Origin of the sequence: Paraburkholderia rhynchosiae (genome assembly GCF_002879865.1) — a bacterium.
GTDB lineage: Bacteria > Pseudomonadota > Gammaproteobacteria > Burkholderiales > Burkholderiaceae > Paraburkholderia > Paraburkholderia rhynchosiae.
In genome coordinates this window covers 191,251-212,609 of sequence record NZ_PNXY01000011.1, presented here as the reverse complement: position 1 = coordinate 212,609, position 21,359 = coordinate 191,251, and the positions used below count along the sequence as shown (strand labels likewise).

General features: G+C 60.0%; 22 protein-coding genes and 1 tRNA gene. 17 read left to right on the top strand and 6 right to left on the bottom strand.

Annotated elements, in window-relative coordinates; all coding sequences use genetic code 11:
• Nucleotides 1-23: 23 nt before the first annotated feature.
• Both C0Z16_RS17685 and C0Z16_RS17680 read left to right on the top strand, forming a co-directional pair.
• Nucleotides 24-233, top strand: a complete 210-nt coding sequence (locus C0Z16_RS17685) for a DUF2905 domain-containing protein (protein ID WP_102633400.1) — start codon at nt 24-26, stop codon at nt 231-233.
• A gap of 138 nt (nt 234-371) precedes the next feature.
• Nucleotides 372-845: a VOC family protein gene (locus C0Z16_RS17680; RefSeq protein ID WP_102633399.1), complete on the top strand. Its 474-nt coding sequence runs from the start codon at nt 372-374 to the stop codon at nt 843-845.
• A gap of 346 nt (nt 846-1,191) precedes the next feature.
• On the opposite strand, the gene C0Z16_RS17675 is transcribed toward C0Z16_RS17680, so the two are convergent.
• Nucleotides 1,192-2,313 (bottom strand): YncE family protein, encoded by a 1,122-nt coding sequence (locus C0Z16_RS17675; RefSeq protein ID WP_102633398.1) that lies wholly within the window; start codon nt 2,311-2,313, stop codon nt 1,192-1,194.
• A gap of 565 nt (nt 2,314-2,878) precedes the next feature.
• On the opposite strand from C0Z16_RS17675, the gene C0Z16_RS17670 reads away from it, so the two are divergent.
• The 5 genes from C0Z16_RS17670 to C0Z16_RS17650 all read left to right on the top strand — a co-directional run bounded on the left by C0Z16_RS17670 (nt 2,879) and on the right by C0Z16_RS17650 (nt 7,150).
• A complete protein-coding gene (locus tag C0Z16_RS17670) occupies nt 2,879-4,249 on the top strand; it encodes a sensor histidine kinase (protein ID WP_102633397.1) in 1,371 nt (456 codons plus the stop codon).
• A gap of 10 nt (nt 4,250-4,259) precedes the next feature.
• Nucleotides 4,260-4,934 (top strand): response regulator, encoded by a 675-nt coding sequence (locus tag C0Z16_RS17665; protein ID WP_102633396.1) that lies wholly within the window; start codon nt 4,260-4,262, stop codon nt 4,932-4,934.
• Nucleotides 4,935-5,187: 253 nt separating this feature from the next.
• Nucleotides 5,188-6,408, top strand: coding sequence for an NRAMP family divalent metal transporter (locus tag C0Z16_RS17660; RefSeq protein ID WP_102633440.1), 1,221 nt, complete (start codon nt 5,188-5,190; stop codon nt 6,406-6,408).
• Nucleotides 6,405-6,773, top strand: a complete 369-nt coding sequence (locus tag C0Z16_RS17655) for a hypothetical protein (RefSeq protein ID WP_244201262.1) — start codon at nt 6,405-6,407, stop codon at nt 6,771-6,773. Before C0Z16_RS17660 ends, C0Z16_RS17655 begins: the two co-directional genes overlap by 4 nt.
• Nucleotides 6,770-7,150, top strand: coding sequence for a hypothetical protein (locus tag C0Z16_RS17650; protein WP_244201261.1), 381 nt, complete (start codon nt 6,770-6,772; stop codon nt 7,148-7,150). Before C0Z16_RS17655 ends, C0Z16_RS17650 begins: the two co-directional genes overlap by 4 nt.
• Nucleotides 7,151-7,191: 41 nt before the next feature.
• On the opposite strand, the gene C0Z16_RS17645 is transcribed toward C0Z16_RS17650, so the two are convergent.
• From C0Z16_RS17645 to C0Z16_RS17635, 3 genes are all read right to left on the bottom strand, one after another.
• A tRNA-Lys gene (locus tag C0Z16_RS17645) sits at nt 7,192-7,267 on the bottom strand.
• Nucleotides 7,268-7,314: 47 nt separating this feature from the next.
• A complete protein-coding gene (locus C0Z16_RS17640; RefSeq protein ID WP_102633394.1) occupies nt 7,315-7,878 on the bottom strand; it encodes an Hsp20/alpha crystallin family protein in 564 nt (187 codons plus the stop codon).
• Nucleotides 7,879-8,148: 270 nt separating this feature from the next.
• On the bottom strand, nt 8,149-8,592 hold the full coding sequence (locus tag C0Z16_RS17635) for an Hsp20/alpha crystallin family protein (RefSeq protein ID WP_102633393.1): 444 nt from the start codon (nt 8,590-8,592) through the stop codon (nt 8,149-8,151).
• Between the two features lie 245 nt (nt 8,593-8,837).
• Here C0Z16_RS17635 and C0Z16_RS17630 point away from each other — a divergent pair, with 245 nt between their 5' ends.
• The 5 genes from C0Z16_RS17630 (at nt 8,838) to C0Z16_RS17605 (ending at nt 12,855) form a co-directional block, all read left to right on the top strand.
• Nucleotides 8,838-9,221, top strand: a complete 384-nt coding sequence (locus tag C0Z16_RS17630) for a hypothetical protein (RefSeq protein ID WP_102633392.1) — start codon at nt 8,838-8,840, stop codon at nt 9,219-9,221.
• Between the two features lie 170 nt (nt 9,222-9,391).
• Nucleotides 9,392-10,291 (top strand): LysR family transcriptional regulator, encoded by a 900-nt coding sequence (locus C0Z16_RS17625; RefSeq protein ID WP_102633391.1) that lies wholly within the window; start codon nt 9,392-9,394, stop codon nt 10,289-10,291.
• Nucleotides 10,292-10,550: 259 nt separating this feature from the next.
• Nucleotides 10,551-11,339, top strand: a complete 789-nt coding sequence (locus C0Z16_RS17620; RefSeq protein ID WP_102633390.1) for an SDR family NAD(P)-dependent oxidoreductase — start codon at nt 10,551-10,553, stop codon at nt 11,337-11,339.
• A gap of 637 nt (nt 11,340-11,976) precedes the next feature.
• Nucleotides 11,977-12,282: a hypothetical protein gene (locus C0Z16_RS17610; RefSeq protein ID WP_102633388.1), complete on the top strand. Its 306-nt coding sequence runs from the start codon at nt 11,977-11,979 to the stop codon at nt 12,280-12,282.
• 9 nt (nt 12,283-12,291) lie between these two features.
• Nucleotides 12,292-12,855, top strand: coding sequence for a nuclear transport factor 2 family protein (locus tag C0Z16_RS17605; protein WP_102633387.1), 564 nt, complete (start codon nt 12,292-12,294; stop codon nt 12,853-12,855).
• A gap of 75 nt (nt 12,856-12,930) precedes the next feature.
• On the opposite strand, the gene folE is transcribed toward C0Z16_RS17605, so the two are convergent.
• Nucleotides 12,931-13,563, bottom strand: coding sequence for a GTP cyclohydrolase I FolE (gene folE / locus C0Z16_RS17600; RefSeq protein ID WP_102633386.1), 633 nt, complete (start codon nt 13,561-13,563; stop codon nt 12,931-12,933).
• 261 nt (nt 13,564-13,824) lie between these two features.
• Between folE and C0Z16_RS17595 the strand changes: the two genes are divergently transcribed.
• Nucleotides 13,825-14,826, top strand: coding sequence for an NAD(P)H-dependent flavin oxidoreductase (locus C0Z16_RS17595; RefSeq protein WP_102633385.1), 1,002 nt, complete (start codon nt 13,825-13,827; stop codon nt 14,824-14,826).
• A 42-nt stretch (nt 14,827-14,868) separates the two neighbouring features.
• Nucleotides 14,869-15,261 (top strand): carboxymuconolactone decarboxylase family protein, encoded by a 393-nt coding sequence (locus tag C0Z16_RS17590; RefSeq protein ID WP_244201260.1) that lies wholly within the window; start codon nt 14,869-14,871, stop codon nt 15,259-15,261.
• A gap of 154 nt (nt 15,262-15,415) precedes the next feature.
• On the opposite strand, the gene bktB is transcribed toward C0Z16_RS17590, so the two are convergent.
• A complete protein-coding gene (gene bktB, locus C0Z16_RS17585) occupies nt 15,416-16,597 on the bottom strand; it encodes a beta-ketothiolase BktB (protein WP_102633384.1) in 1,182 nt (393 codons plus the stop codon).
• Between the two features lie 358 nt (nt 16,598-16,955).
• Here bktB and C0Z16_RS17580 point away from each other — a divergent pair, with 358 nt between their 5' ends.
• The 3 genes from C0Z16_RS17580 (at nt 16,956) to C0Z16_RS17570 (ending at nt 21,346) form a co-directional block, all read left to right on the top strand.
• Nucleotides 16,956-18,872 carry an AMP-binding protein gene (locus tag C0Z16_RS17580; RefSeq protein WP_102633438.1) on the top strand — a complete coding sequence of 639 codons (1,917 nt, stop codon included), beginning with the start codon at nt 16,956-16,958 and terminating at the stop codon, nt 18,870-18,872.
• A gap of 23 nt (nt 18,873-18,895) precedes the next feature.
• Nucleotides 18,896-20,107 carry an acyl-CoA dehydrogenase family protein gene (locus C0Z16_RS17575; protein ID WP_102633383.1) on the top strand — a complete coding sequence of 404 codons (1,212 nt, stop codon included), beginning with the start codon at nt 18,896-18,898 and terminating at the stop codon, nt 20,105-20,107.
• A gap of 78 nt (nt 20,108-20,185) precedes the next feature.
• Entirely contained in the window at nt 20,186-21,346 is a 1,161-nt protein-coding gene (locus C0Z16_RS17570; protein ID WP_102633382.1) for an acyl-CoA dehydrogenase family protein, read from the top strand.
• The last annotated feature ends 13 nt before the right edge of the window (nt 21,347-21,359 follow it).

The window sequence follows — 21,359 nt, the reverse complement described above, 5'->3', positions numbered from 1 at the left end:
GCTACTGGGACTGACTGCGCTCAATGAACCGTTTCCTCATCGTTTTCGGTCTGCTGTGTATTGTTGCCGGCCTCGCGTGGCACTGGCTCGCGCGCATCCCGTTCGGCCGGCTGCCTGGCGACATCCATATCGCCCGGGACGGATTCAACTTTTACCTGCCGATTGTCACGTGCATTGTGATTTCGGTCGTGGTATCCGCGCTCTTCTGGTTGTTGCGGCGTTGGAACGGCTGAGTCATCCCCGCACGGCAGACGTCGGGGAAAATGAAAAATCTCTTCCCGACGTGTCGATCCTGATGCTCTTCCTTCGTCGTCTCAATGGCAGCATGCGGCTTGCCCGCGCATCTGGCCGACACTGACAGGAGATTTGCCATGACGGTTCAAAAGATCACGCCTTTTCTCTGGTATTCCAACGAAGCGGAGGAGGCCGCGGCTTTCTATACCAACATCTTTCCAGACTCGCGCATAGTGCGGGTCACGGCGGTGCCGAGCGCCGGTTCCACGAAGGTTGTCGAGTTCGAACTCTTCGGGCAGCCCTTCATCGCCATGAGCTCCGGAGGAGCCGACACGTTCAACCACTCGGTATCGCTTCTCGTCAACTGCGCCGATCAGGCAGAAGTCGACCGTTACTGGGATGCTCTGCTGGAAGGCGGGGGCAGTCCCGAGGCGTGCGGCTGGCTGAAAGACCGCTTCGGCGTCTCGTGGCAGATCGCTCCAGACGATGTAATTCGGATGATGGGCGACCCCGATCCGGAAAAGGCCAGGCGCGCCGCTGAGGCCATGATGAAAATGGTGAAGTTCGATATCGCCACGCTGAGATCGGCTTTTTCGGGGTCGACGGGTTAATCGAAGCGCGCTGCGCAGGGATGCGCGATGGCGCCGGCGGTCGGTTGGTGTGGGCCAAGATGCGTGGGTGTAGGCATGGGCATGGGCGTAGGCGTCGGCGGAAGGCGACAGGCGTACAGACATAAAAACCCCGTAAGGCCTGGACCTTACGGGGTTTCTCGAACTTAAACTCTGAGCGCCGCCTTACTATCGTTCCATTCGAGGTTCTAGTCCAGCACCACGGGAGTTGTGCGGGCGAAACAGAAGGACCCGTGAATATCCGCCTTTGCAGCATCGTCCCGCAATCGACTCTCGCTGGCGACACCGAGCGTCAAACCAAACATCGCGCCGAACAGAGCGGACATCGCTAGTGGGTCGAGAACACCGAGATGCCGCCGTTGGCAAATCCGGCCGCGCCGCCCTGGAACGGCACATACACTTGCCCAAGCGTGCTGTCGACGGCGACAGAATGCGCGCCTGTGCCGACTGGAATCTTGAAGAGCAACTGCCGTGACGCGCCATCTATTACCGCCATCTGCGGACTGAAGCCTGACGCTGCAGCAGTACCGCTCGTCACGTAGTGCCGGGCCGGCAGGAAATAGCGGTTGGACGCCGGGTCGTAAGCGACCTGGTCCACGCCGCCAAATGGCAGGCTGGCCCGAATGGCACCGCTCGTACGGTCCAGAATGAGCGTGATGAGCGGATCGCCTGCTGACGGATCGCATCCAACCAGCACGTCGTTACCCGGCCCAAGTACGATCCCCGTCGGTGCGCATTTTCCCAGCGGAAACGACTTGCTGACAGACGGGCTCCCCGCCACCGCCGAACTTGCGGTGATGACATCGAGTTCGCCGTCGGGATTAGCCGCGGTCCCATCATTGTTGATCAGAAAGCTCTTCGAGGCAGGATCGTAGGTGCACGCTTCGAGCCCGGACGAACCGTTGAAAGGAAGTCTTCCCACGGCTTTTTGCGTCAGCGTGGAAATGAACGTGGCGAAAGGCGGCGTGTCGCCAGGGCTCGCATACAACACGAGATGGTCGTCAGGATCGTAGCAGCCCTCATCGACGCGCGATCCGGAAGTGCTGATGGCAATGGTGTTGACCGTCTTTCGCGCAGCCGTATCGATGACTTTGACCGAGTCGACGTCACCCACATAGATTGTGTTCGTGCCGGTTATGCCCACGATTCCGTCGGGACCCGACTCGTTCGTCGTTGCGCCCGCACCGGTGAACGGTCCGGGGATCTGGGCGACCAGTGCGTTCGATTTCGTATCGACGACATCCACTGCCTTGTTGTTGCGGTCGGCCAGAAAGTACGTGCCGGCCTCAACGTAGCCGATGTCGAAACTGAACGATGGGCTCGAGGCATTCGGCACGGCAATGTTCGTCAGAAGCTTCGGCGCGGTGGGGCCGCTGACGTTATCGCCGCCTCCGCAGCCGGCCAACGCGGTCACACCGAGGAACATCAAGGTCATCAGGCGCATTTCCATTATTCGTCTCCTTTCTGTTTATTGGCCTGGCCACTCATTCCTTAAGGAATCTTAAGAAATGGAGGCTATGGACCGGCAGTACGGTTCACACAATGGCTGCGCAACGGTGAATCGGAAAGTAAAAGTTATTTATGGTGTGCATTCGGCGGACGCTATACGTGTAATGAATCTGAAGCTTGCCTGAGCATGCAGTGACTGTTGCGGTTGTGCAGTAAAGGCGCCCGCCTCATGGATTTCCCCTAAGAAAATCGCATTGCCGTGAAAGCGGGGAGAAGGATTTGTCCTCTCATAATCGCGCCGTTGGTGCAGACTGCCAGTGAGAAACGGATCGCGCTGCTGGCCAATACCAGGCAACACCTGGCAACACGCGAGGCTCATTGGGAGCGGCAGGATATCGGTGCACCTCGGCGCATGCTTACGGCAGGCTGTCGTTTGCCATGCTGCAAAGGCGGCTATTGAAAGGAAGGTGTGCGGCGTTCCGAGTGTTTTCCGATGAGTCTCTACAGGGAACCGCGACACCGATCGCAATTGCAGTACGTGCGGAACATGCGAGGGGAGGCCGGTCATGATGCGAAGCCTGCGTGCACGGCTGCTCGCGTGGCTGCTGGTGCCGGTCGCCGTATTTATGTTCGTCACCGGCCTGATGTCGTTTGACGCGGCTCGCGAGACTGCCAGTCTTCTGCAGGACAACGCATTGCTCGCGTCTGCACGAATCATCGGTGAAGAAGTTAATTGGGAGGATGGCGCCCTGATCGCGAGGATCCCGCCCGCGGCGCTTGAGATGTTCGAGTCGCCCTACCAGGATCAGGTGTTTTACAGAGTTGTGAAGGGGCGTGCCCGTCTGCTGGGAGGTAATCCCGAACTCGCACTCCCTTCTCATGCAACGCAAGGTCCCATGTTTTATGACACCGTGCTCGATGGCCACCCGGTTCGCGCGGTCGCGTATGAGCGCGAGTTGTACGACTCGGGCGCAACTGAGCCGGTCACCGTTGTTGTCGGCAAGACTCAGGCATCGTATCGGGCCATGGTGGAGAATCTGTGGCGTCCCCAGTTGGTCCGTCAGGGGTTGATGCTGGCGCTCGTGGTCGCCCTTGTCCTGCTCGGTCTGACCTTTGAGTTGCGACCGCTCATCCGGTTAAAGGATGACGTCTCCGATCGCGACGCGTTGCAACTCGAGCCTATCCGCATCGAGCGCTTGCCTTCCGAGTTACGACCCGTCGTCGACGCGATCAATCTATGTATCGCGCGCCTGAAACTGCACGCGACGACACAGCGCAAGTTCATCGCGGACGCCGCGCATCAACTGCGTACTCCGCTTGCGCTGCTGCGAACGCAGATTCAGTGCGCCCGCCCCTGCGGGCGTTGTGGGCCGTTGCTGACAGATGCATTGGCGGGAATACGCCGCAGCACCGCGAAGATGACCGAAATGACCAATCAGCTGCTGCTACTGGCCCAGGCCGAGTCGTCACCACCTTACTGCACACGGGCCAGGGTTGACCTCGCCGCTGTCGTGTCATGCGTAATGGAGGAACTCGTGGGGGCCGCACAGCGGCGCCAGATCGATCTCGGTGCGGAGCTCAGCGGAACGGCGTATGTCCCGGGTAGTGCAACGCTGTTGACGGCACTCCTCGCGAATCTGGTCGATAACGCCATTCGCTACACACAGGAGGGAGGAAGGGTTACCGCTATCTGCCGGGAGGAAGACAACGAAGTTGTACTGCAGGTTATCGATAACGGTCCCGGCATTCCGGCCGAAGCGCGCGCCCGCGTGTTCGAACGCTTCTATCGCGGGGCGACTGCCGCCGAGGGGACGGGCTTGGGTCTGTCGATCGTGCGCGAAGTCGCGCACTCACATGGTGGCACTGTCGAGTTGAGGCCGGAGGCCGGACAGGCGGGTCTCGTCGTTACGGTCCGCCTGCCGGCGTGGCGCGATTGAGGAATGTCCGATGAAGTTACTGCTGGTCGAAGACAACATTGAGCTTGCACACTGGACTGTCAACCTGCTGCGCCTCGAGAACTTCGCGGTCGACTGCGTCCCTGACGGCGAACGTGCGGACGCACTTCTCACGACGCAACGCTACGACGTAGTGGTGCTGGATCTTCGTCTGCCACGAATGGATGGGAGGGAGGTGCTCGCACGATTGCGCCGTCGCGGCGACATGGTGCCGGTGATCATGCTGACGGCGCATGGTTCGACCGAGGACAAGGTCGACTGTTTCACTACAGGTGCCGACGACTATGTTGTCAAGCCATTCGACGCGCGCGAGCTGGTTGCGCGTATCAAGGCACTCATCCGCCGGCAATCGGGGGGCATGTCCTCGTGTCTCACCTGTGGCGACCTGCAGTACATATCCGACACGCGAGAGTTCTTTCACAACGAAGCACGACTGGCGCTGCGGCGCCGCGAACATACCGTCCTCGAAACGCTGATGTTGCGACAGGGCAAGACCGTGTCGAAATCCATGCTGATGGAAAGCGTGTTCAGTCTGGATGATGAACCGAGTGCGGATGCCATCGACATCTACATTCACCGTTTGCGCAAGCATCTCATCAACTCGAGCGCGCAGATCACGACGCTGCGGGGCCTGGGCTACATCCTCCGGCGGAAAGATCCTGAATAACGAGCGCTGAACAATCAGATTTTCAACGCAGCAACTTTGAGGGGACGAACTTAAAGAAAAGATAGCTTGCCCTGGCAGCCGCAGCCGGTGTGTTCGGGCGATGCCAGTCGCCTTGCCAAGCTCCATGCGCGGCATTGCGCCGATCACCGCCATTACCGCGTCGCCGCGGTGCCGTCGCTCCAGCTGCACGCCGCTGTGCCACCGGGAACGGCATATGCTGCAGCGTGGCTGTGTCCTGCCGGAGCCGGAACAGATGAAGAAGCTGCTCGAGATATCCCTCGGCATCGTGACGAGCGTCGGCGGCTTTCTCGAGATGGGATCGCTGTCGACAGCGGCGCAGGGCGGCGCAGCGTTTCGTTTCCAGCTCGGCTGGCCAATCGTTCTCGGCACGGTGTGCATCATCTTTCTCGCCGAGATGGCGGGTCGCTTCGCAGCGGTGAGCCAGCATACGATCGCCGACGGCATTCGCCACCGGTTCGGCATCAAGTTCTTCATGTTGCCATTCGTCGCGACGCTGATCGTCAATATGCTGGTGCTATCGGCGGAGATCGGAGGCGTCAGCGTGGCGCTGGAGATGGCCACAGGAATAAAGCACCCATGGTGGGCGTTGCCCGTTGCGATGCTCGCGTGGCTTGTGCTGTGGTGCAGCACATTCGGGTTCATCGAAAAGGGCATGTCGCTGCTCGGCCTCGTCACGTTGAGCTTCGTGGCCGCGGCTGTCGTGCTCAGGCCCGACTGGCATCAGGTGACGGCGGGCATGCTGCCCAGTTTGCCGCATCACGATCCCGCGAACTACTGGTTCACTGCTGTGAGCATCCTCGGCGCGTCGATCACGCCGTCCCTGTTCCTGTTCTATTCGTCCGGCGCGGTCGAGGATCGCTGGGACCGCGGCTATCTCGGCGCGAACCGCGCCATCGCAGGTCTCGGCATGGCGTTTGGCGGGAGTATTTCGCTCGCCGTACTGATTGCCGCCGCGTGTGTATTTCCAGCGTACGGCATTACGCGCGTCGACGACTATCAGCACTTGCCGCTGACGCTCGTCGCGGTCTTCGGTTTCTGGGGCTTCGTGCTGTTCGTCGCGTCGCTCGCCTTTGCCTGCTTCGGCGCGACGCTGGAGATCGCACTGGAGCAGGCGTACTTCTTTGCGCAGGGCTTCGGCTGGAACTGGGGTGAGAACCGCAAGCCCCGCGAAGATCCAGCGTTCAGCCTCGTCTACACGTGCGCACTGGCAATCAGTGCGATCCCGATTGCTGCCGGCGTCGACCCGCTGAACTTGACCGTATTCTCCATGGCGCTGACCGCCATGAGCCTACCGCTTACCGTCGTTCCATTCCTGTCGCTGATGAACGACGAGAGTTATGTCGGACGGCACCGCAACGGCGTGATTTCGAATGCCGTAGTCATCGCGATTGTCTTGCTCAGCTTTGTGCTGGCAATCGTTACGGTGCCGCTGCAGATAGTCGGGGGGACATGATGGATCTTGTGCGGGATGTGCTCGATAAACAGTTGGTGGATCGCCACGGCGCGAAGATGGGGCGGGTCGACGGTATCGTCGCCGAACTGCGCCCGGGCCGGCCGCCGGAAGTGATTGCGATAGAGACAGGCTCGGTCACGATGGCGCGGCGCATCGGCGAGCGCGCAGCACGTTGGGTCGCGCGGCTCGCCGCGAGGATTGGCGGCGCACGATACGCCGAGCCGTACCGGATTCCCTGGAGCCGCGTTCGCTCCATAAAGATCGACATCCAGGTGGACGTCGATGTACTCGATACCCCGCTTGGCCGCTGGCAGCGCTGGCTGAGCGACCACATTGTCGGGCGCATTCCGGGATCGCGCTCATGACGCAGTTCAATGTCGATCTCCTGCTCGGCCGGCAGGTACTGTCGCGAGAGGGCACGCCACTCGGACGCATAGAAGCGATCAAAGTGATGCGTGACGGCGACGCCTGGGTCATCAGCGAATTTCACATCGGTCCTGACGCGTTGCTTGAGCGCCTCGCGCTAGGACTGCTCCCACGACTGCTGCGTGAGGCGGTGCAGCGCAAAAGCCGCTCGCGGCGCCATCGGATCGCGTGGCACCAGATCGACGTCAACGATCCGCGACATCCGCGGCTGGTGTGCAGTGACGCCGAGCTTCAGGACAGCGCTCAGGATGTTGCGAACGAGCGGGAAGCGGTGTCGAGAAGGCGCAGTGAAAGCGACCGGTCCGGCGAGAAGTAGAGGCAATCCGGTTTCGCCCGATGCGGCAAGTCGTGCGAGTCTGGTAGGCCGTACTGGATTCGAACCAGTGACCAACGGATTAAAAGTCCGCTGCTCTACCAGCTGAGCTAACGGCCCACTTGACTCTGTCGTTCACCGCGCGAGCGGTGCATCGCCGCGCCACATTAGCCGATATCGATCGTGTGGCTCGCGGATCGCGGCGGCTCCGATTTCGGTACGGTCAACGTGAGCACCCCGTTCTCGAACTTCGCGAGAGCACGCTCGGGTTCCGCGTTTTCCGGCATCGGTATGGTGCGCATGAAGCTTCCATAAGCACGCTCGAGCCGGTAGCAGCCGTCTTCCTCGCTGCGCGCGTCCTGCTTTTTTTCACCGCGCAGTACGATCGCTCCGTCCTCGACGCTCACTTTAAGATCTTCCCGCTCGATACCCGGAAGTTCGACTGTCACACGCAGCACCGGTCCGTCGTCGACAACGTCGATGCGCGGCTGGAATCTCGACGAGCTGAAATCGCCAAACCATCGTTCCAGCGCGCCGCGGCCCGCAAGCGGGTCGTGGAAAAATTCCTCCACGGCGCGCCACGGCTCGCGCGAAAAAATCCGTGGAATGTCAGGCCACGACGCGCGCCATGGTTCACCGGCGGGCGCACTTTCCCCACTGTTGGGATCGGCATTGCGATCCGTTCGACGAAGGAACTTGAACGGGTTCCACTTCTTCAGATCGGTATTCATCGCAACCTCCTTAACGTCATGACAAGGATTCGTGAGTTCAGTTACTGGCGGCGGCGAGCGGCTAGCGGCCCTGCCGTCCTCCCACCGGAACCGGCCGTGCGGACCCCGGCTGACGGGCGCGCAAACCCGCTCGCGCCAAGGTTTGCTGCACCCGTACTTCCCGGAGGCGGACGGCGACCCTGCGGCCGCCGCCGAACTTCCGCCGTTTCCTCTTTTCTGGCTACTTCCATCGTGTCGCTCATGATTGCCTCCTAAATTATGTGACCGGCTTCATTGAACAGTGATGGCCTTGGGTTTTGACGTCTCCCGCTTACCCATGCTCACGCTCAGGCAGCCGTTGGTGTACTGCGCGGTAACCTTGTCCGGGTCCGCATGCTGCGGGAGTTCAATCACGCGCCGGAATGAGCCGGAGAAGCGCTCCTGCGCGTAGGCACGTGTGTCGTCGCCGGGCTTGTCCGGATAAACCGGTTTGCGCTCGCCGCTGATGGTCAGCAATCCCTTGTCGATCGACACGTCAAGGCTCGCCGGGTCCAGACCCGGCGCGAATGCGACGATCTCAATCGAGTCGTCGGTCGAGCCGATGTTGACCTGCGGGAAGGCGCCGAAACGCCCCGAACGGATGCTGAAAGGGAAGCCGCCCAGGAGGCTCGCCATCTGCCGTTGCAGACGGTCGAACTCGCTGAAAAGGTCGGCCCCGAAGGTGAGATCACTCATGGTCGTTCCTCCTTTCAATCCGAGCAGGAAGACGGACCAGCCTGTGCGCTCCAGTCCGTCTGCCACCATGCCGGCAAACAAATCGAAACACGCAGCGCGCCGGTACTGGCTGGCGCGGCTGCCTTGGCGGAATTCAAGATAGAACTTCGCGCGAAAATTTCAAGGGTTGGTCGCGACTTTCTGTTCTTGAATTCGATCGCCGTACCCCTATTTTCGCGACATCCAAAACACATGTGGAGGACATCATGGAATTCGACAACGACTGGGTCACCCTTGGGCGGCACCGTATCCGCTTGCGCTCAACGAAGGGTTTTCCGACTGAGACGATGCGCATCGCGGTGGACGTCATCCGGCTGGCGATCGACAGCAACATGAGCGCACGGGCGCGGCTGGTCGAAGTGGTGTTGCGGCAGGAGAAAAGCTATGAGATTTCCGTCGGTACCACGTTCGCCGACGACCGGTTGTGTGCACCGCAACTGGAACTGGCGATCGCGACCGTGCTGGGTCTGCTGCCCGAACAGATCAGTATCTCCGTGACCGTGGTCACGCAGGAGGAGGTGGATCTGCACTTCGGCGTCTACGAAAGGATGCTCGCCGAAAAGCTCGGGGTGGTGCCGCCGATCCAGTGATGCGGTGCGGCAGGCGGGCTTCAGGCATCGCCGGGGATAGGGAGGTCATCCGGTATGACGGCACGTCGTTCGAATCGAGTGCCTCAGCGAGCGGAAAAGGGACGGTTAGCTGCGTCAGTCCAAAAAGGATATTCTCTTGACGTCGAGTCATATCAAAGCGATATCACGTCATGGAATTGCGTCACCTCAGGCACTTTATCGCCGTCGCCGAAACCCAGCATTTCGGCCGTGCCGCGGCGCGGCTGGGCATGGCGCAACCGCCGCTGAGCCAATCCATCATGCGTCTCGAAGAGTCGCTTGGAACGAAGCTATTGGAGCGTACTCCGCGTGGCGTCTCGTTGACGACTGCGGGCGCCGCGCTGCTCGCAGAAGCGAAACCTTTGATCGCACAAGCAGAAATAGCGGAGCGCCGCGTGCGCCAGGCGGCGGACGAGTTGGCCAGCCTTAGCATTGCGTTTGTGCCGATGTGCGCGATGCGCATCATGCCGCTCGCCATACAGACGCTGCGTCGGCAATGGCCCGGCGTCGACGTCCGTTTGATCGAACGCGGCAGTGCGCTTACGGTAGCCAGCGTCAAGAACGGCAGCATCGATCTCGGGGTGGTCGTCACCAGTGCGGCAGACGTGTCAGGTCTGGAAAGCTCCACAATCGAACGCATGAGGTTGGTGGCTGCCGTTCCAGCACGGTGGCCGTTGGCCCAGCAAGCCAGTATCCGCGTCGCCGACCTCGCCGCGTATCCCCTGATCATGTTTCCGCAACAAATGTCCCAGCCCGTGTTCGCGGCGTTCGAAGCCGCCCGGCGGGAAGCCGGCTTGTCTCCCAAAGTCACCCAGCAGGCACGGCATCCTTATACGATGCTCAATCTCGTCGCAAATGAGCTTGGCGTCGGATTAATGCTGGATTCGGCACGGCACCTTCCGGTGGACGGGGTTGTTTTCGTCGACATAAACGACATTCCGACATCGTTCGACACCGAGGTTTCCCTGGTCTGGACCGATCGACCGCATAAGGCCTACCACCGGGCCATGCTCGATATCATTCGCGAACTCGCGGCACCCACGCCCGACTGAGTCGCCCCAACAACGGGCCGTTTGCAACTATCGCTCGCGAGCCGGCGCGGCCGGCGAACGCTCTCGAGCCGCCGCGCGGATCGCCTTACTCTCTTTTCTCTCCTTTCCCACACCGCACTACGCGGTGTGTTCTCCCGTCACTTTCTTTCCTTCTGCTTGCTGCCACTCATCGCCGCCTTGACACTGCTTGTCTGGCGGTTTATGTTTCCGAATGGCGTTCATAAAACAACCGTTCGCATGGCGAGCATCCGGAGGAGCAATGAGTACATCGAAGTTAACGGACCTGTTCAATCTCGACGGGCGCGTCGCAGTCGTCACTGGCGCAGGGTCGGGCATTGGACGGGAGACAGCACTGCTGCTGGCGTCAGCAGGTGCGGTTGTCGTCGCAGGCGATCTCAACGAGGAGGGCGCACTGCACACAGTCGCGCAGATCGAAGAGGCGTCGGGCAAGGCGATCGCGGTCAAAGTGGATATTGGAGACGAAGCTTCGATTAGCGCGATGTTCGATACTACGCATGCCAGGCTCGGCCGGCTCGACATCCTGGTCAACAATGCCGGGATCTATCCGAAAACGAGCTTTGTCGATACGTCCGCGGAGAAATGGGACCGTGTGCTGCGGGTGAATCTGCGCGGCACTTTCCTGTGCATGCGCGAAGCCATCAAACGGATGCAAGCCGGCAAGGCCGGCGGATCGATCATCAATATCTCTTCAGTGGCCTCACTGCAGCCCGTGATTTTCGATAACGGTGACTATGGCGCATCCAAAGCGGGCGTGAATAATCTAACAAAGGTTGCCGCGCTCGAATTCGCCGCGGACGGCATCCGCGTCAATGCAGTGCTTCCCGGCGGCGTCGCAACCGAGGGCGCAGCGGCATCCACGAAAGTCCACCAGGCACATGGGCCGATCACCCAGCCGGGGCGCATGCCTTTGGGTCGGATCGGGATCGCGGCGGATATCGCGAGTGCGGTCCTGTTCTTTGCTTCTCCGGCTGCCGACTATGTGACAGGCCAATTGCTCGCTGTCGACGGAGGATTTCAGGTGTCCTGAAGAATACGTAAATTGTCGATCGCGTATGCGCCGCAGTCCGGGCGGCGAACACTCGTGTTGTAAGCAGCATGCGAAGCCTATGCATGGTGTCCCTTTGTCCCCGGTGCCGATAGCTCGGTGCCGGGGATTTTTTATGCAGTCGCGCCGCAGCGCGGCATTGACAGCGCGTTTCTCGCGTCGGCCACCGACGCAGAGTTCCCTTGCCGCTTGGCTTTGCGGGGGACATTCACCGGAATTTCGCGCTATGTTGCGCCGGCAGAAAAAAACGGATGGTAGTGAAAACACCGATCCGGATAATTGAACGGATAGTTGCATAACAGAACGCCCTCGCCTACGATGTTCAGCAAGAGGTGTCTACGAGCACCCATCAGGCCTCGGCCGATCGGAGACAAGCTATGTACCTCATCTACAGCGATTTGAACGGCGATCTCGCCGACTATTCGCTTCGTTCCGAAGCTTCTTGCGCGGACGCACCTCTCCCGCGTGAGAACGCGCGCGGGCCGGCTTCTGCCAAAGCCGCGGCAGCGCCTTCGCAACGGATCACGCTGCTTCGCAGGGTCGATTCGTTGTGGCCAGCACACGGTCTGCTGAATCGCGCCGCATTACATCCAGCCGATAAACCTAAGGGAGAGCGTTCATGAGTCGAATCGCGCACAAACTTTCCGGCGACGAACGCCGGATCATGCTTCCGCTCCTGCTGCTGTCGATCATTGCGGTGGCTGGGTATTTCCTGGTGCGGGATTGGCGAATGGAAGAACTTGGCCTCTCGGCAATCTTCGACATTGTGATGATTTTCGTCGTGCTCGGTGGCGCCGCGTTCTTGGGTGTCGTAAGTTGCATTGCTCGACGCCGCGAGGCGGGCGAGGACGGGCAGAGTGAGGGCTATTGTTTCCTCGGTGCATTGATCGGCGCGATCGTATTCTTTGTGGCCATTCTTAATTGAGCGGGGAACATGAGACCAGAACTGGAAAAGCGTCTCGAGGAATTGCTTGATAGACAGGCGATTCTTGACTGCATACACCGCTATTGCCGGGGCGTCGACCGGATGGACCGCGAACTGACGCTGTCGGCCTATCATCCTGACGCAATCGACGACCACGGTACTTTCGTCGGCGATCCTGAAGAATTCGTCAGTTGGGCGTTCGACTACCATGGCGAGCATCAGATATCGCATCATCACATGGTGTTTAATCACAGCGCCGATTTGCAGGGCGACGTCGCACATACCGAAACGTATTGGCTTTTTTTCGGCGAGAATCGGGCCAAGCCTGACACGTTAGCGGTTGGCCGGTATATCGACCGCTTTGAAAAGAGAGGCGGAAAGTGGGCGATCGCTGCGCGGGTATGCATTTCCGAGGCGGTCAACGAATCGACTCCGGCCAACTTGCCCGATGCGTGGCGCGAGGTGTTGATGAGTAACGGCAATAGAACGCGCGACAGAAGCGACATATCGTTTGACCGGCCTTTGAAGGCGCGCGATCCGGAGCACTTGCGAGAATTCAGTAAGGAACAATAGGGCGGATGCGGACGATGCAGGTTGCTGCCACGTCTCCCATGACAAAGTCGACCCAGTTCCGTCGACTTTGTCATTTCAGGTATTAGGTAACTGCCCGATCGCACCGTTGCCGATAATCGACAGGAATTCCCGACGGGTAGATGGGTCGTCCCGGAATGAGCCGAGCATTCTGCTCGTGACCAATGACGTTCCAGGTTTGTGCACGCCGCGCGTGCTCATGCACTGATGTGCCGCTTCCAGAATGACTCCGACGCCTTTAGGCTGCAGTACCGTATTCAATGCGTCGGCGATCTGCACAGTCATCTTCTCCTGAATCTGCAGCCGCTTTGCGTACGTGTCGACGAGTCGCGCCAGCTTCGAAATGCCCACCACGCGATGATCGGGCAGATAGGCAACATGAGCACGGCCGATGATCGGCACCATGTGATGCTCACAATAACTCTCGAAGCGAATGTCCTTTAGCACAACCATTTCGTCGTAGCCATCCACCTCAGAAAAGGTGGTAGCAAGAATCTGCATCGGGTCGGACACATAGCCAGAAAAGAACTCGGTATAAGCGCGCGCAACTCTGGCCGGCGTCTCTATGAGTCCTTCACGAAGCGGATCGTCTCCCGCCCATCGGATCAGCGTTCGAACCGCCTCTTCCGCCTCTGCTTTAGTGGGACGTTCTCTGATAGATAGATTGTCGTTGCTATCGCGCTGATTCACTTAGCCTCCTTAAAGCCATGCGCTGCTTTGCGTTTTCCCATCTAACCCATGCGTCACTACGAGAAAGGTCGAAACCGGGATCACGTCTTGCCGCCAACGTGGCGGCGTGTTGACTGTGCGAATGTTGGTTATACGCATAAAAGTGTATATAATTGCACATCGTTCGTAAATAAGAACGTAGCAGAATGGCGGAAGGGACAACTCCCTGTAAGCGATTAGGGCTGCAGCGCGAGCAATGCTTCGCTCTACGGAGGTCAAAGAATGAAGACACGCATCACCGAGTTACTGGGCATCCGCTATCCCATTGTGCAAGGAGGCATGATGTGGGTGGGGCGTGCGGAGCTGGCCGCAGCGGTGTCCAATGCCGGCGCGCTTGGCACCATTACCGCATTGACGCAGCCCACGCCCGAAGCGTTGGGCGTTGAAATCGATCGCGTCAGGTCGATGACGAGCGAACCGTTTGCCGTGAACCTGACCATTTTGCCTACGATCAAGCCGGTTCCTTACGACGAATACGTGCAGGTTATTGTCGGGAGCGGTGTCAAGATTGTGGAAACCGCGGGGCGCAATCCTGAGCCATATCTGCCTGCGTTCAAGGCGGCGGGTATCAAGGTGATTCACAAGTGCACGTCGGTACGTCATGCATTGAAAGCAGAGGCGATTGGCTGCGACGCGGTCAGTGTCGACGGGTTCGAATGTGCGGGCCACCCGGGCGAAGACGACGTGCCCAATCTCGTTTTGGTACCGGCTGCCGCCGCGCAATTGCGTGTCCCAATGCTGGCATCGGGTGGCATTGCCGACGCGCGCGGCATGGTCGCGGCGCTCGCGCTCGGCGCTGACGGCATCAATATGGGCACACGCTTTATGGCAACGCGTGAAGCGCCCATCCATGAAAACGTCAAACGCCAATTGCTCGAACATGACGAGCGAAATACCGCGCTGATTTTTCGTACGCTCAAGAATACGTCGCGTATTTTTCGTAATGCCGTGGCGGAGCAAGTACTCGATCTGGAGCGCCAGGAGGGAACGACATTTGCGGACCTGAAGCCGCTCGTGAGCGGAGAACGTGGAAAGCGCATTTACGAAACCGGTGATACCGACGACGGTACGTTTCCCGCAGGCCTTGCGATTGGCCTGATTCACGATATCCCCACCTGCGACGAGCTGGTGAGCCGCATGGTCGCAGAGGCGCGCGAACTGATTCACCGAAGGCTGGCAACGATGATGGATAAGGCAGGAAACGAAACAGCCTGCGTGCCTTGAATGGCAATTGAGTACAACTGTCTATGACGAAAGGAGCAGACCGTGTCAGAAAGTCGTGAGAAGGGACGTCAGGTTGTTCGCGAGATGTTGGGCGAAGAGTTTCTGGGCGCAATGGACGCAGCGGCGGCATCCGGCGGGTTTGGTGCAGATGCGGCTTCACTCGCCCTTGAGAACGCGTTTGGCGACGCATGGGCGCGCCCGGGCCTCGATCGCCGTTCGAGAAGTCTCGTGACGCTGGGCATGCTGATCGCACAGCGCACGCCGTGGGAATTCAGTAATCATGTCCGCATCGGGCTAGCGAATGGTCTGACCGAGAAGGAACTGGAAGAGGTCGTCCTGCATGCGATTCCGTATGTGGGCTTTCCGGCCGTCAGCATCGCGTTAAAAGCCTGCAAGGACGTATTGGGCGAGAAGGTTGCCACCGTTCAGGAGTAGTTTGTGTGGGCATTGATGAAGCGAGGGCGGTTGACTCCGCCCCTTGCTTTTAACTGGATCGATTTCCAACGGAAGTTGTCGTCAATTGCTGAGAAGGCGACTTCCTTCATGTGCCCAGCATGGGCGAGTCCAGCCAGCCTGCTGCGAGCTGCGATCAGATGCGCTCGAAGATGGCTGCGATCCCTTGACCGCCACCAATGCACATCGTGACGAGCGCATATCGGCCGCCTATCCGTTGCAGTTCATAGAGAGCCTTGACCGTGATGATCGCGCCAGTCGCGCCAATCGGATGCCCGAGTGATATGCCGGAGCCATTCGGGTTGACACGCGCTGCATTGAACTGCAGTTCTTTCCCCACGGCGCAGGCCTGGGCAGCGAACGCTTCGTTAGCCTCAATGACATCGAGGTCCGCAACGGTGAGGCCAGCCCTTTGCAGTGCCTTTCGGGTCGCGGGAACAGGGCCCATACCCATGTATTGTGGGTCAACGCCGGCATGAGCATAGGCAACCAGCCGTGCCAATGGCCGGATACCTCTCGTTTCGGCCTCGCGGCGCTCCATGAGAAGTACGGCCGCCGCGCCGTCGTTCAGGCCCGAGGCATTGCCGGCTGTCACGGTGCCGTCTTTCTGAAACGCCGGGCGCAACTTGGCCAGTTCATCGACTGTCGTGGTGGGACGGACATGTTCGTCCAGTTCGAACATCGTCGCGCCCTTTTTGCTATGCACCGCGACCGGAACGATTTGTTCCTTGAAATGGCCTTCTTCGACCGCGCGTCCTGCCCGACGATGCGATTCCACCGCCAGCGCATCCTGGTCCTCACGCGAGATGCCGTATTTCGCCGCGACGTTTTCAGCAGTCACGCCCATGTGGCAGGCGCTGAAGGGATCGGTCAACGCACCCACCATCATGTCGGTCAGCCGGATGTCGCCCATTCGCGCGCCCCAGCGTGCGCCCGTGGCCAGATAGGCCGCGCGCGTCATATTCTCGGCACCGCCGCCAATCGCGATGTCGGCGTCGCCAAGCCAGATTGCCTGCGCTGCCGAAATGATGGCCTGCAGACCCGAGCCGCATAAGCGGTTCAGCGTGAGCGCCGGCGCATCTGTACTGACGCCGCCTTCCATCGCAGCGACGCGGGCCAGATACATATCTTTCGGCTCAGTGTGGATGACGTTGCCGAACACGACGTGTCCGACTGCATCGCCTTGCAACTGCACTCGCGACAGGACTTCCCGGACAACTGTCGCACCAAGCTGCGTTGGCGAGACGGAGGCAAGCGCGCCTCCGAAATCGCCAATTGCAGTGCGAACGCTGCTGGCAACTACGACTTCTCTCTCCATTCCGCTCTCCCGAACAAGCTGATACTGTTTGACTAGCGTTTGAAATGTAGAACGCTGTTCATAAAGTAGCTCAAATTTGCGTGAATGTCCATGGTCGGTTCACGACCGCGCCGCCAGGACATTTGCCGACCAGCGCACGCGCGCTCGTGTGATCGGCGGATGCTTCGCGCGCCGCGCTGGCATAGCTTTACATCGGGTGATGCTGGATAGACGCCTACGCAATTTCACGATACGCTTGTTCCTGTTTTCGATCGTTGTTCATTTATTGGTTCATGTTGACTGCTGCGGGCGATGGTCGGTAAAGGCGTTCAAAGTGGCAGATCGATGAACGGAAAAAGCTAACGACAGGATGACGGAGATGAACGCAGGTCCGCTTTCGCACGACCCTTTGATGGATGTGCCGTTTCGGCCGCTGCGGCTTGGCGGTGTAAAGGCCACTGTTGAAGAGCGCCCTGACGGCAGCGTCGTCTATGAGCTTGAAGAACCGCTGGACTCCTACCCCGCGCGGCTTACTGAGTGTCTCGTGAAGTGGGCCGCGGTCGCACCAGATCAGCCGTTGCTCGCACGGCGAACGGCCGATGGCGCCAGTTGGGAGCATTTGACGTATCGGCAAGCGCTCGACGGCGCGCGTGCGCTAGGCGAGGCGATGCTTGCCCGAGGGCTGTCGCCCGCGCGGCCGCTGATGATCCTTTCAGACCGCAGCTTTGAGCATGCGCTGCTGGCGCTTGCGGCGTTGCACGTCGGCGTCCCGTATGTTCCGGTTACGTCTGCGTATTCGTTGCTGTCCGAGGACTTCGCGAAGTTGAAACGTCTGGCGTCAGTGTGCACGCCAGGGCTCGTGTTCGCGGATGACGGCGAGCTTTACGGTCGAGCGCTGCGCGACGTGTTCGGCGATGTCGAATGTGTGGTGAGCGGGAAGTTGCCGGAAGGGCGCACGGCCTCGTGGTTTTTCGACTGGCTTGACACGCCGGTCACCGCCGCGGTCGATCAGGCGTTCGATAAAGTCGGTCCCGATACGATCGGCAAGATCATGTTTACGTCCGGCACGACCGGCGCGCCGAAGGGAGTGATTTACTCGCAGCGGATGCTGTGCAGTAACCGGCAACAGGTCGCGCAGACTTTCGCCTTTCTTCAGGACGCACCGCCGGTGCTGGTGGACTGGCTCCCGTGGCATCACACATTTGGCGGAACACATAACTTCGGCATGGTGCTCTATGGCGGAGGGACGTATTACCTGGATCCGGGTAAGCCCACGCCTGAGCAGATCGGTCCGACATTGGATGCGTTGCGCGAAATCGCGCCGGTCATTTACCTGAATACGCCTCAAGGACTGGCAGCGCTGATTCCGCATCTACGCTCGGACGACGCGCTACGCGAGAACTTCTTCAGCAAGCTGGCACTGATCTACTACGGCGGCGCGAGTCTGCCTGAATACATCTGGGCAGCACTCGACGAACTCGCGGTCAAGACGATCGGACAGCGCGTGTTGATCATGTCCGGGCTCGGCGGCACCGAAGCCGGACCGACGCCGATGTCGGCGGCGTGGGATCCGCGACGGCAAGCCATTGCCGGGCTGCCGGTACCCGGCGTGAAGGTCAAGGTCGTGCCGGTTGGAGAGAAGCTGGAAATTCGTTATGCGGGCGACTGCGTGACGCCCGGCTATTGGAAGGACCCGGAGCGCACGCGCGCGTCTTTCGACGAAGAGGGCTATTTCTGCTCCGGCGATGCCGGTGCATTCATCGATCCGGAGCGTCGTGAACTCGGCTTGCGATTCGATGGCCGCCTCGCCGAGAACTTCAAATTGTCCTCGGGTACATGGGTCAATGTGGCTGAACTGCGACTCGCCGCATTGAACGCATTTTCGCCGTATGCGCGCGACGTAGTCATCGCCGGTCATGATCAGGGATTTCTTGCTGCGCTGGTTTTTCCTGATCTGCAAGCGTGCCGGGCATTGTGCGGCGACCTGCTTGAGTCCACGCCCGACGCTGAACAGATCCTGGCCAGCGCCGGCGTGCGCGAACACTTCCAGCGCGGGCTCGATCTGCTGGCCACGCGCTCCGGCGGGAGTTCGAGCCGGATCGAGCGGATCGTACTGGAAAGCGCGCAACCGACGCTGGACAACGGCGAATTGAGCGCGAAGGGCGCCATCAGTCAGGCCAACGTTCTCGCGCGAAGACGCGATGTGGTCGCAGAACTGTACGAAGCGGTTCCCACGCGCCGCACGCTGGTTGCCCAAAGAGGCTCTCTTACCAAAGCTTCCAGCCCGATCCGATGAATTGAAAACAAGGAAGCCACCCGATGGATTTTCATGTCGATTCCGCGGACAAAGCCTTCCGCAAAGAGGTGCAGAAGTTCCTCAAGGCGCATCTGCCTTCTGATCTCGCCTGGCGCGGTCAGCAAGGATTTCTCGCCGGCGACGACGACGCGTTGCGCTGGACGCGTATTCTGCACGAAGCACGCGGCTGGTCCGTGCCGCATTGGCCGGCCGAACTCGGAGGAACGGGATGGACTGCGGCGCAACGCTATATCTTTGAAGAGGAATGCTACCTGGCGGGCGCACCCGCGCAAAATCAGGCGGGAGTGTCGCTCGTGGGGCCGGTGATTTGTGAATTCGGCAACGACGAGCAGAAGCGCCGCTTTCTGCCGCCTATTCAGCGTGGTGAAGTGTTCTGGGCTCAGGGCTTCTCCGAGCCCGGAGCGGGTTCCGATCTCGCCTCGCTGCGTACGACGGCGGTCCGCGACGGCGACCATTACGTCGTAAACGGCCAGAAAATCTGGACCAGCTTCGGAAGTTATGGACAGTGGAACTTCGTGCTTGTCCGGACCGATTCGCAAGCCAAGCCACAAAAGGGCATTTCTTTTCTCCTGCTGGACATGAAGTCGCCGGGCGTGACCGTGCGGCCGATTGCGACGCTCGACGGTTGCAACCATCTCGCCGAAGTGTTTTACGACAATGTTCGCGTGCCGGTCGAAAATCTGATCGGCGAGGAAAACAAGGGCTGGGGCTATACAAAATTTCTTCTGTTCAACGAGCGAGCGTTCCTTGGTGCGGAAGCCCCGGCGCTAAAACGCTATCTGCGCAAGATTCGTCACTACGCGATGAAGGAACGTGCCGGCAATACGCCCTTGATCGAAGATGCGACGTTTGCGGCAAGACTTGCCCAATACGAACTCGAAGTGCTCGCCATCGACATGGCCGTGCAGAAGATCTTGCATCAAGGATTGGACGAGCGCAGTGGTGGCATGGCCATCGGCTCGATGCTCAAGGTCCGAGGTTCCGAGTTGCATCAGAAGCTCACTGAAATGCTGCTCGAAGTGATTGGCGACTACGGCGCTGTATTTTATGGCGATCCGAACGAAGATCACGCGCTCCGCGGCCAGACCTTCGTGGGACCGGATTACGCGCCGGGTCTCGCGGCCGAAGTGTTCTACCGACGCGCATGCACGATCTACGGCGGCACGGCAGAAATTCAGCGGAACATTATCGCCAAGGCTTTGTTTGGACTGTGACGGGCGATATCGCGCGATGGCGCGACTCACTCCGATTGATAGGGCATCGCTTTTCCGGCGGGCACGAAAGGACGCAGCATGAACTTTGATCTAAGCGATGAACAGCAGATGTTGCAGGACAGCGCACAGCGCTTCGTGCAGAAAAACTATACGTTCGAGCACCGCCGTTCGCTGGCTGCTCATGGAGACGGCTTTTCGCGCGACATGTGGCGCATGTTCGGCGAAATGGGATGGCTCGGCGTCGCGGTGCCGGAAGCATTCGGCGGGCTGGGTTTTACTCCTGTGGAAAGCGCGCTGATCACTGAGCAGCTAGGGCGGGCACTGGTGCTCGAGCCCTACGTCATGTGCGGCGTGTTCCCAGCCGCGCTCGTTACCCATTGCGCGAGCGGCGCACAACGCGACAATCTGCTCGCGGAAATCATCTCGGGAGAAGTGGTGGTTGCCGTCGCGCACAGCGAGCGCGATGCACGAGGCGTCGTCTCCCATGTGACGGCAACTGCCAGCCAGATGGCAGACGGCAACTGGAGGCTCGACGGTCGGAAGACGCTCGTTGTGGGGGCGCCGGTGGCTGATCGTTTGATTGTCGTCGCGCGTGTCGCCGGCGGTGCGCGTGATGATGCGGGACTCGCGCTCTTTGTGGTCGATCCACGGGCACATGGCGTGACGCTCGAGCCATGCAGATTGCTCGACGGCACGCCCGCGGCGGACCTGGTGCTTGTAGGCGTGACGCTCGATGCAAGCGCGGTGATCGGCATGCCCGGTGACGCGTTGCAGGGGCTGCAGGCTGCGGTCGACGAATCCATCGTCGCGAGTTGCGCGGAGTTGTTGGGCGATATCGACGACACAATCGAGCTGACATCTGAGTACCTGAAGACGCGCAAGCAGTTCGGCGTGCCGATTGGGAGCTTTCAGGCGCTGCAGCACCGCATCGCCGATATGGCAATCGAGGCGATGCAGGCCAGAGCCACGCTGCACCGCGCGTTGCGTGCGCTCGCCGAAGACGATGCGACCCGCAGCGTTCAGGTGTCGGGTTGCAAGGCTCAAACCATCCGAAGTAGTAAATTCGTCACGCAGCAGGGCATCCAGTTGCATGGCGGCTACGGCATCACGGACGAATATAAGGTGGGTCACCACTATCGGCGCACGTTAATCTCCGATGTGCTGTTCGGCAATATGGAGTACCACCTGAAACGTTACGCGCAGCAAATTCAGGCGGACGCCCGCGCTTTGGCCGCATGACTCGAGGACGGAG

Coding starts and splice junctions, on each gene's coding strand:
- C0Z16_RS17685 (WP_102633400.1), top strand. CDS start 24: ATGAACCGTTTCCTCATCGTTTTCGGTCTGCTGTGTATTGTTGCCGGC.
- C0Z16_RS17680 (WP_102633399.1), top strand. CDS start 372: ATGACGGTTCAAAAGATCACGCCTTTTCTCTGGTATTCCAACGAAGCG.
- C0Z16_RS17675 (WP_102633398.1), bottom strand. CDS start 2,313: ATGGAAATGCGCCTGATGACCTTGATGTTCCTCGGTGTGACCGCGTTG.
- C0Z16_RS17670 (WP_102633397.1), top strand. CDS start 2,879: ATGATGCGAAGCCTGCGTGCACGGCTGCTCGCGTGGCTGCTGGTGCCG.
- C0Z16_RS17665 (WP_102633396.1), top strand. CDS start 4,260: ATGAAGTTACTGCTGGTCGAAGACAACATTGAGCTTGCACACTGGACT.
- C0Z16_RS17660 (WP_102633440.1), top strand. CDS start 5,188: ATGAAGAAGCTGCTCGAGATATCCCTCGGCATCGTGACGAGCGTCGGC.
- C0Z16_RS17655 (WP_244201262.1), top strand. CDS start 6,405: ATGATGGATCTTGTGCGGGATGTGCTCGATAAACAGTTGGTGGATCGC.
- C0Z16_RS17650 (WP_244201261.1), top strand. CDS start 6,770: ATGACGCAGTTCAATGTCGATCTCCTGCTCGGCCGGCAGGTACTGTCG.
- C0Z16_RS17640 (WP_102633394.1), bottom strand. CDS start 7,878: ATGAATACCGATCTGAAGAAGTGGAACCCGTTCAAGTTCCTTCGTCGA.
- C0Z16_RS17635 (WP_102633393.1), bottom strand. CDS start 8,592: ATGAGTGATCTCACCTTCGGGGCCGACCTTTTCAGCGAGTTCGACCGT.
- C0Z16_RS17630 (WP_102633392.1), top strand. CDS start 8,838: ATGGAATTCGACAACGACTGGGTCACCCTTGGGCGGCACCGTATCCGC.
- C0Z16_RS17625 (WP_102633391.1), top strand. CDS start 9,392: ATGGAATTGCGTCACCTCAGGCACTTTATCGCCGTCGCCGAAACCCAG.
- C0Z16_RS17620 (WP_102633390.1), top strand. CDS start 10,551: ATGAGTACATCGAAGTTAACGGACCTGTTCAATCTCGACGGGCGCGTC.
- C0Z16_RS17610 (WP_102633388.1), top strand. CDS start 11,977: ATGAGTCGAATCGCGCACAAACTTTCCGGCGACGAACGCCGGATCATG.
- C0Z16_RS17605 (WP_102633387.1), top strand. CDS start 12,292: ATGAGACCAGAACTGGAAAAGCGTCTCGAGGAATTGCTTGATAGACAG.
- C0Z16_RS17595 (WP_102633385.1), top strand. CDS start 13,825: ATGAAGACACGCATCACCGAGTTACTGGGCATCCGCTATCCCATTGTG.
- bktB (WP_102633384.1), bottom strand. CDS start 16,597: ATGGAGAGAGAAGTCGTAGTTGCCAGCAGCGTTCGCACTGCAATTGGC.
- C0Z16_RS17580 (WP_102633438.1), top strand. CDS start 16,956: ATGAACGCAGGTCCGCTTTCGCACGACCCTTTGATGGATGTGCCGTTT.
- C0Z16_RS17575 (WP_102633383.1), top strand. CDS start 18,896: ATGGATTTTCATGTCGATTCCGCGGACAAAGCCTTCCGCAAAGAGGTG.
- C0Z16_RS17570 (WP_102633382.1), top strand. CDS start 20,186: ATGAACTTTGATCTAAGCGATGAACAGCAGATGTTGCAGGACAGCGCA.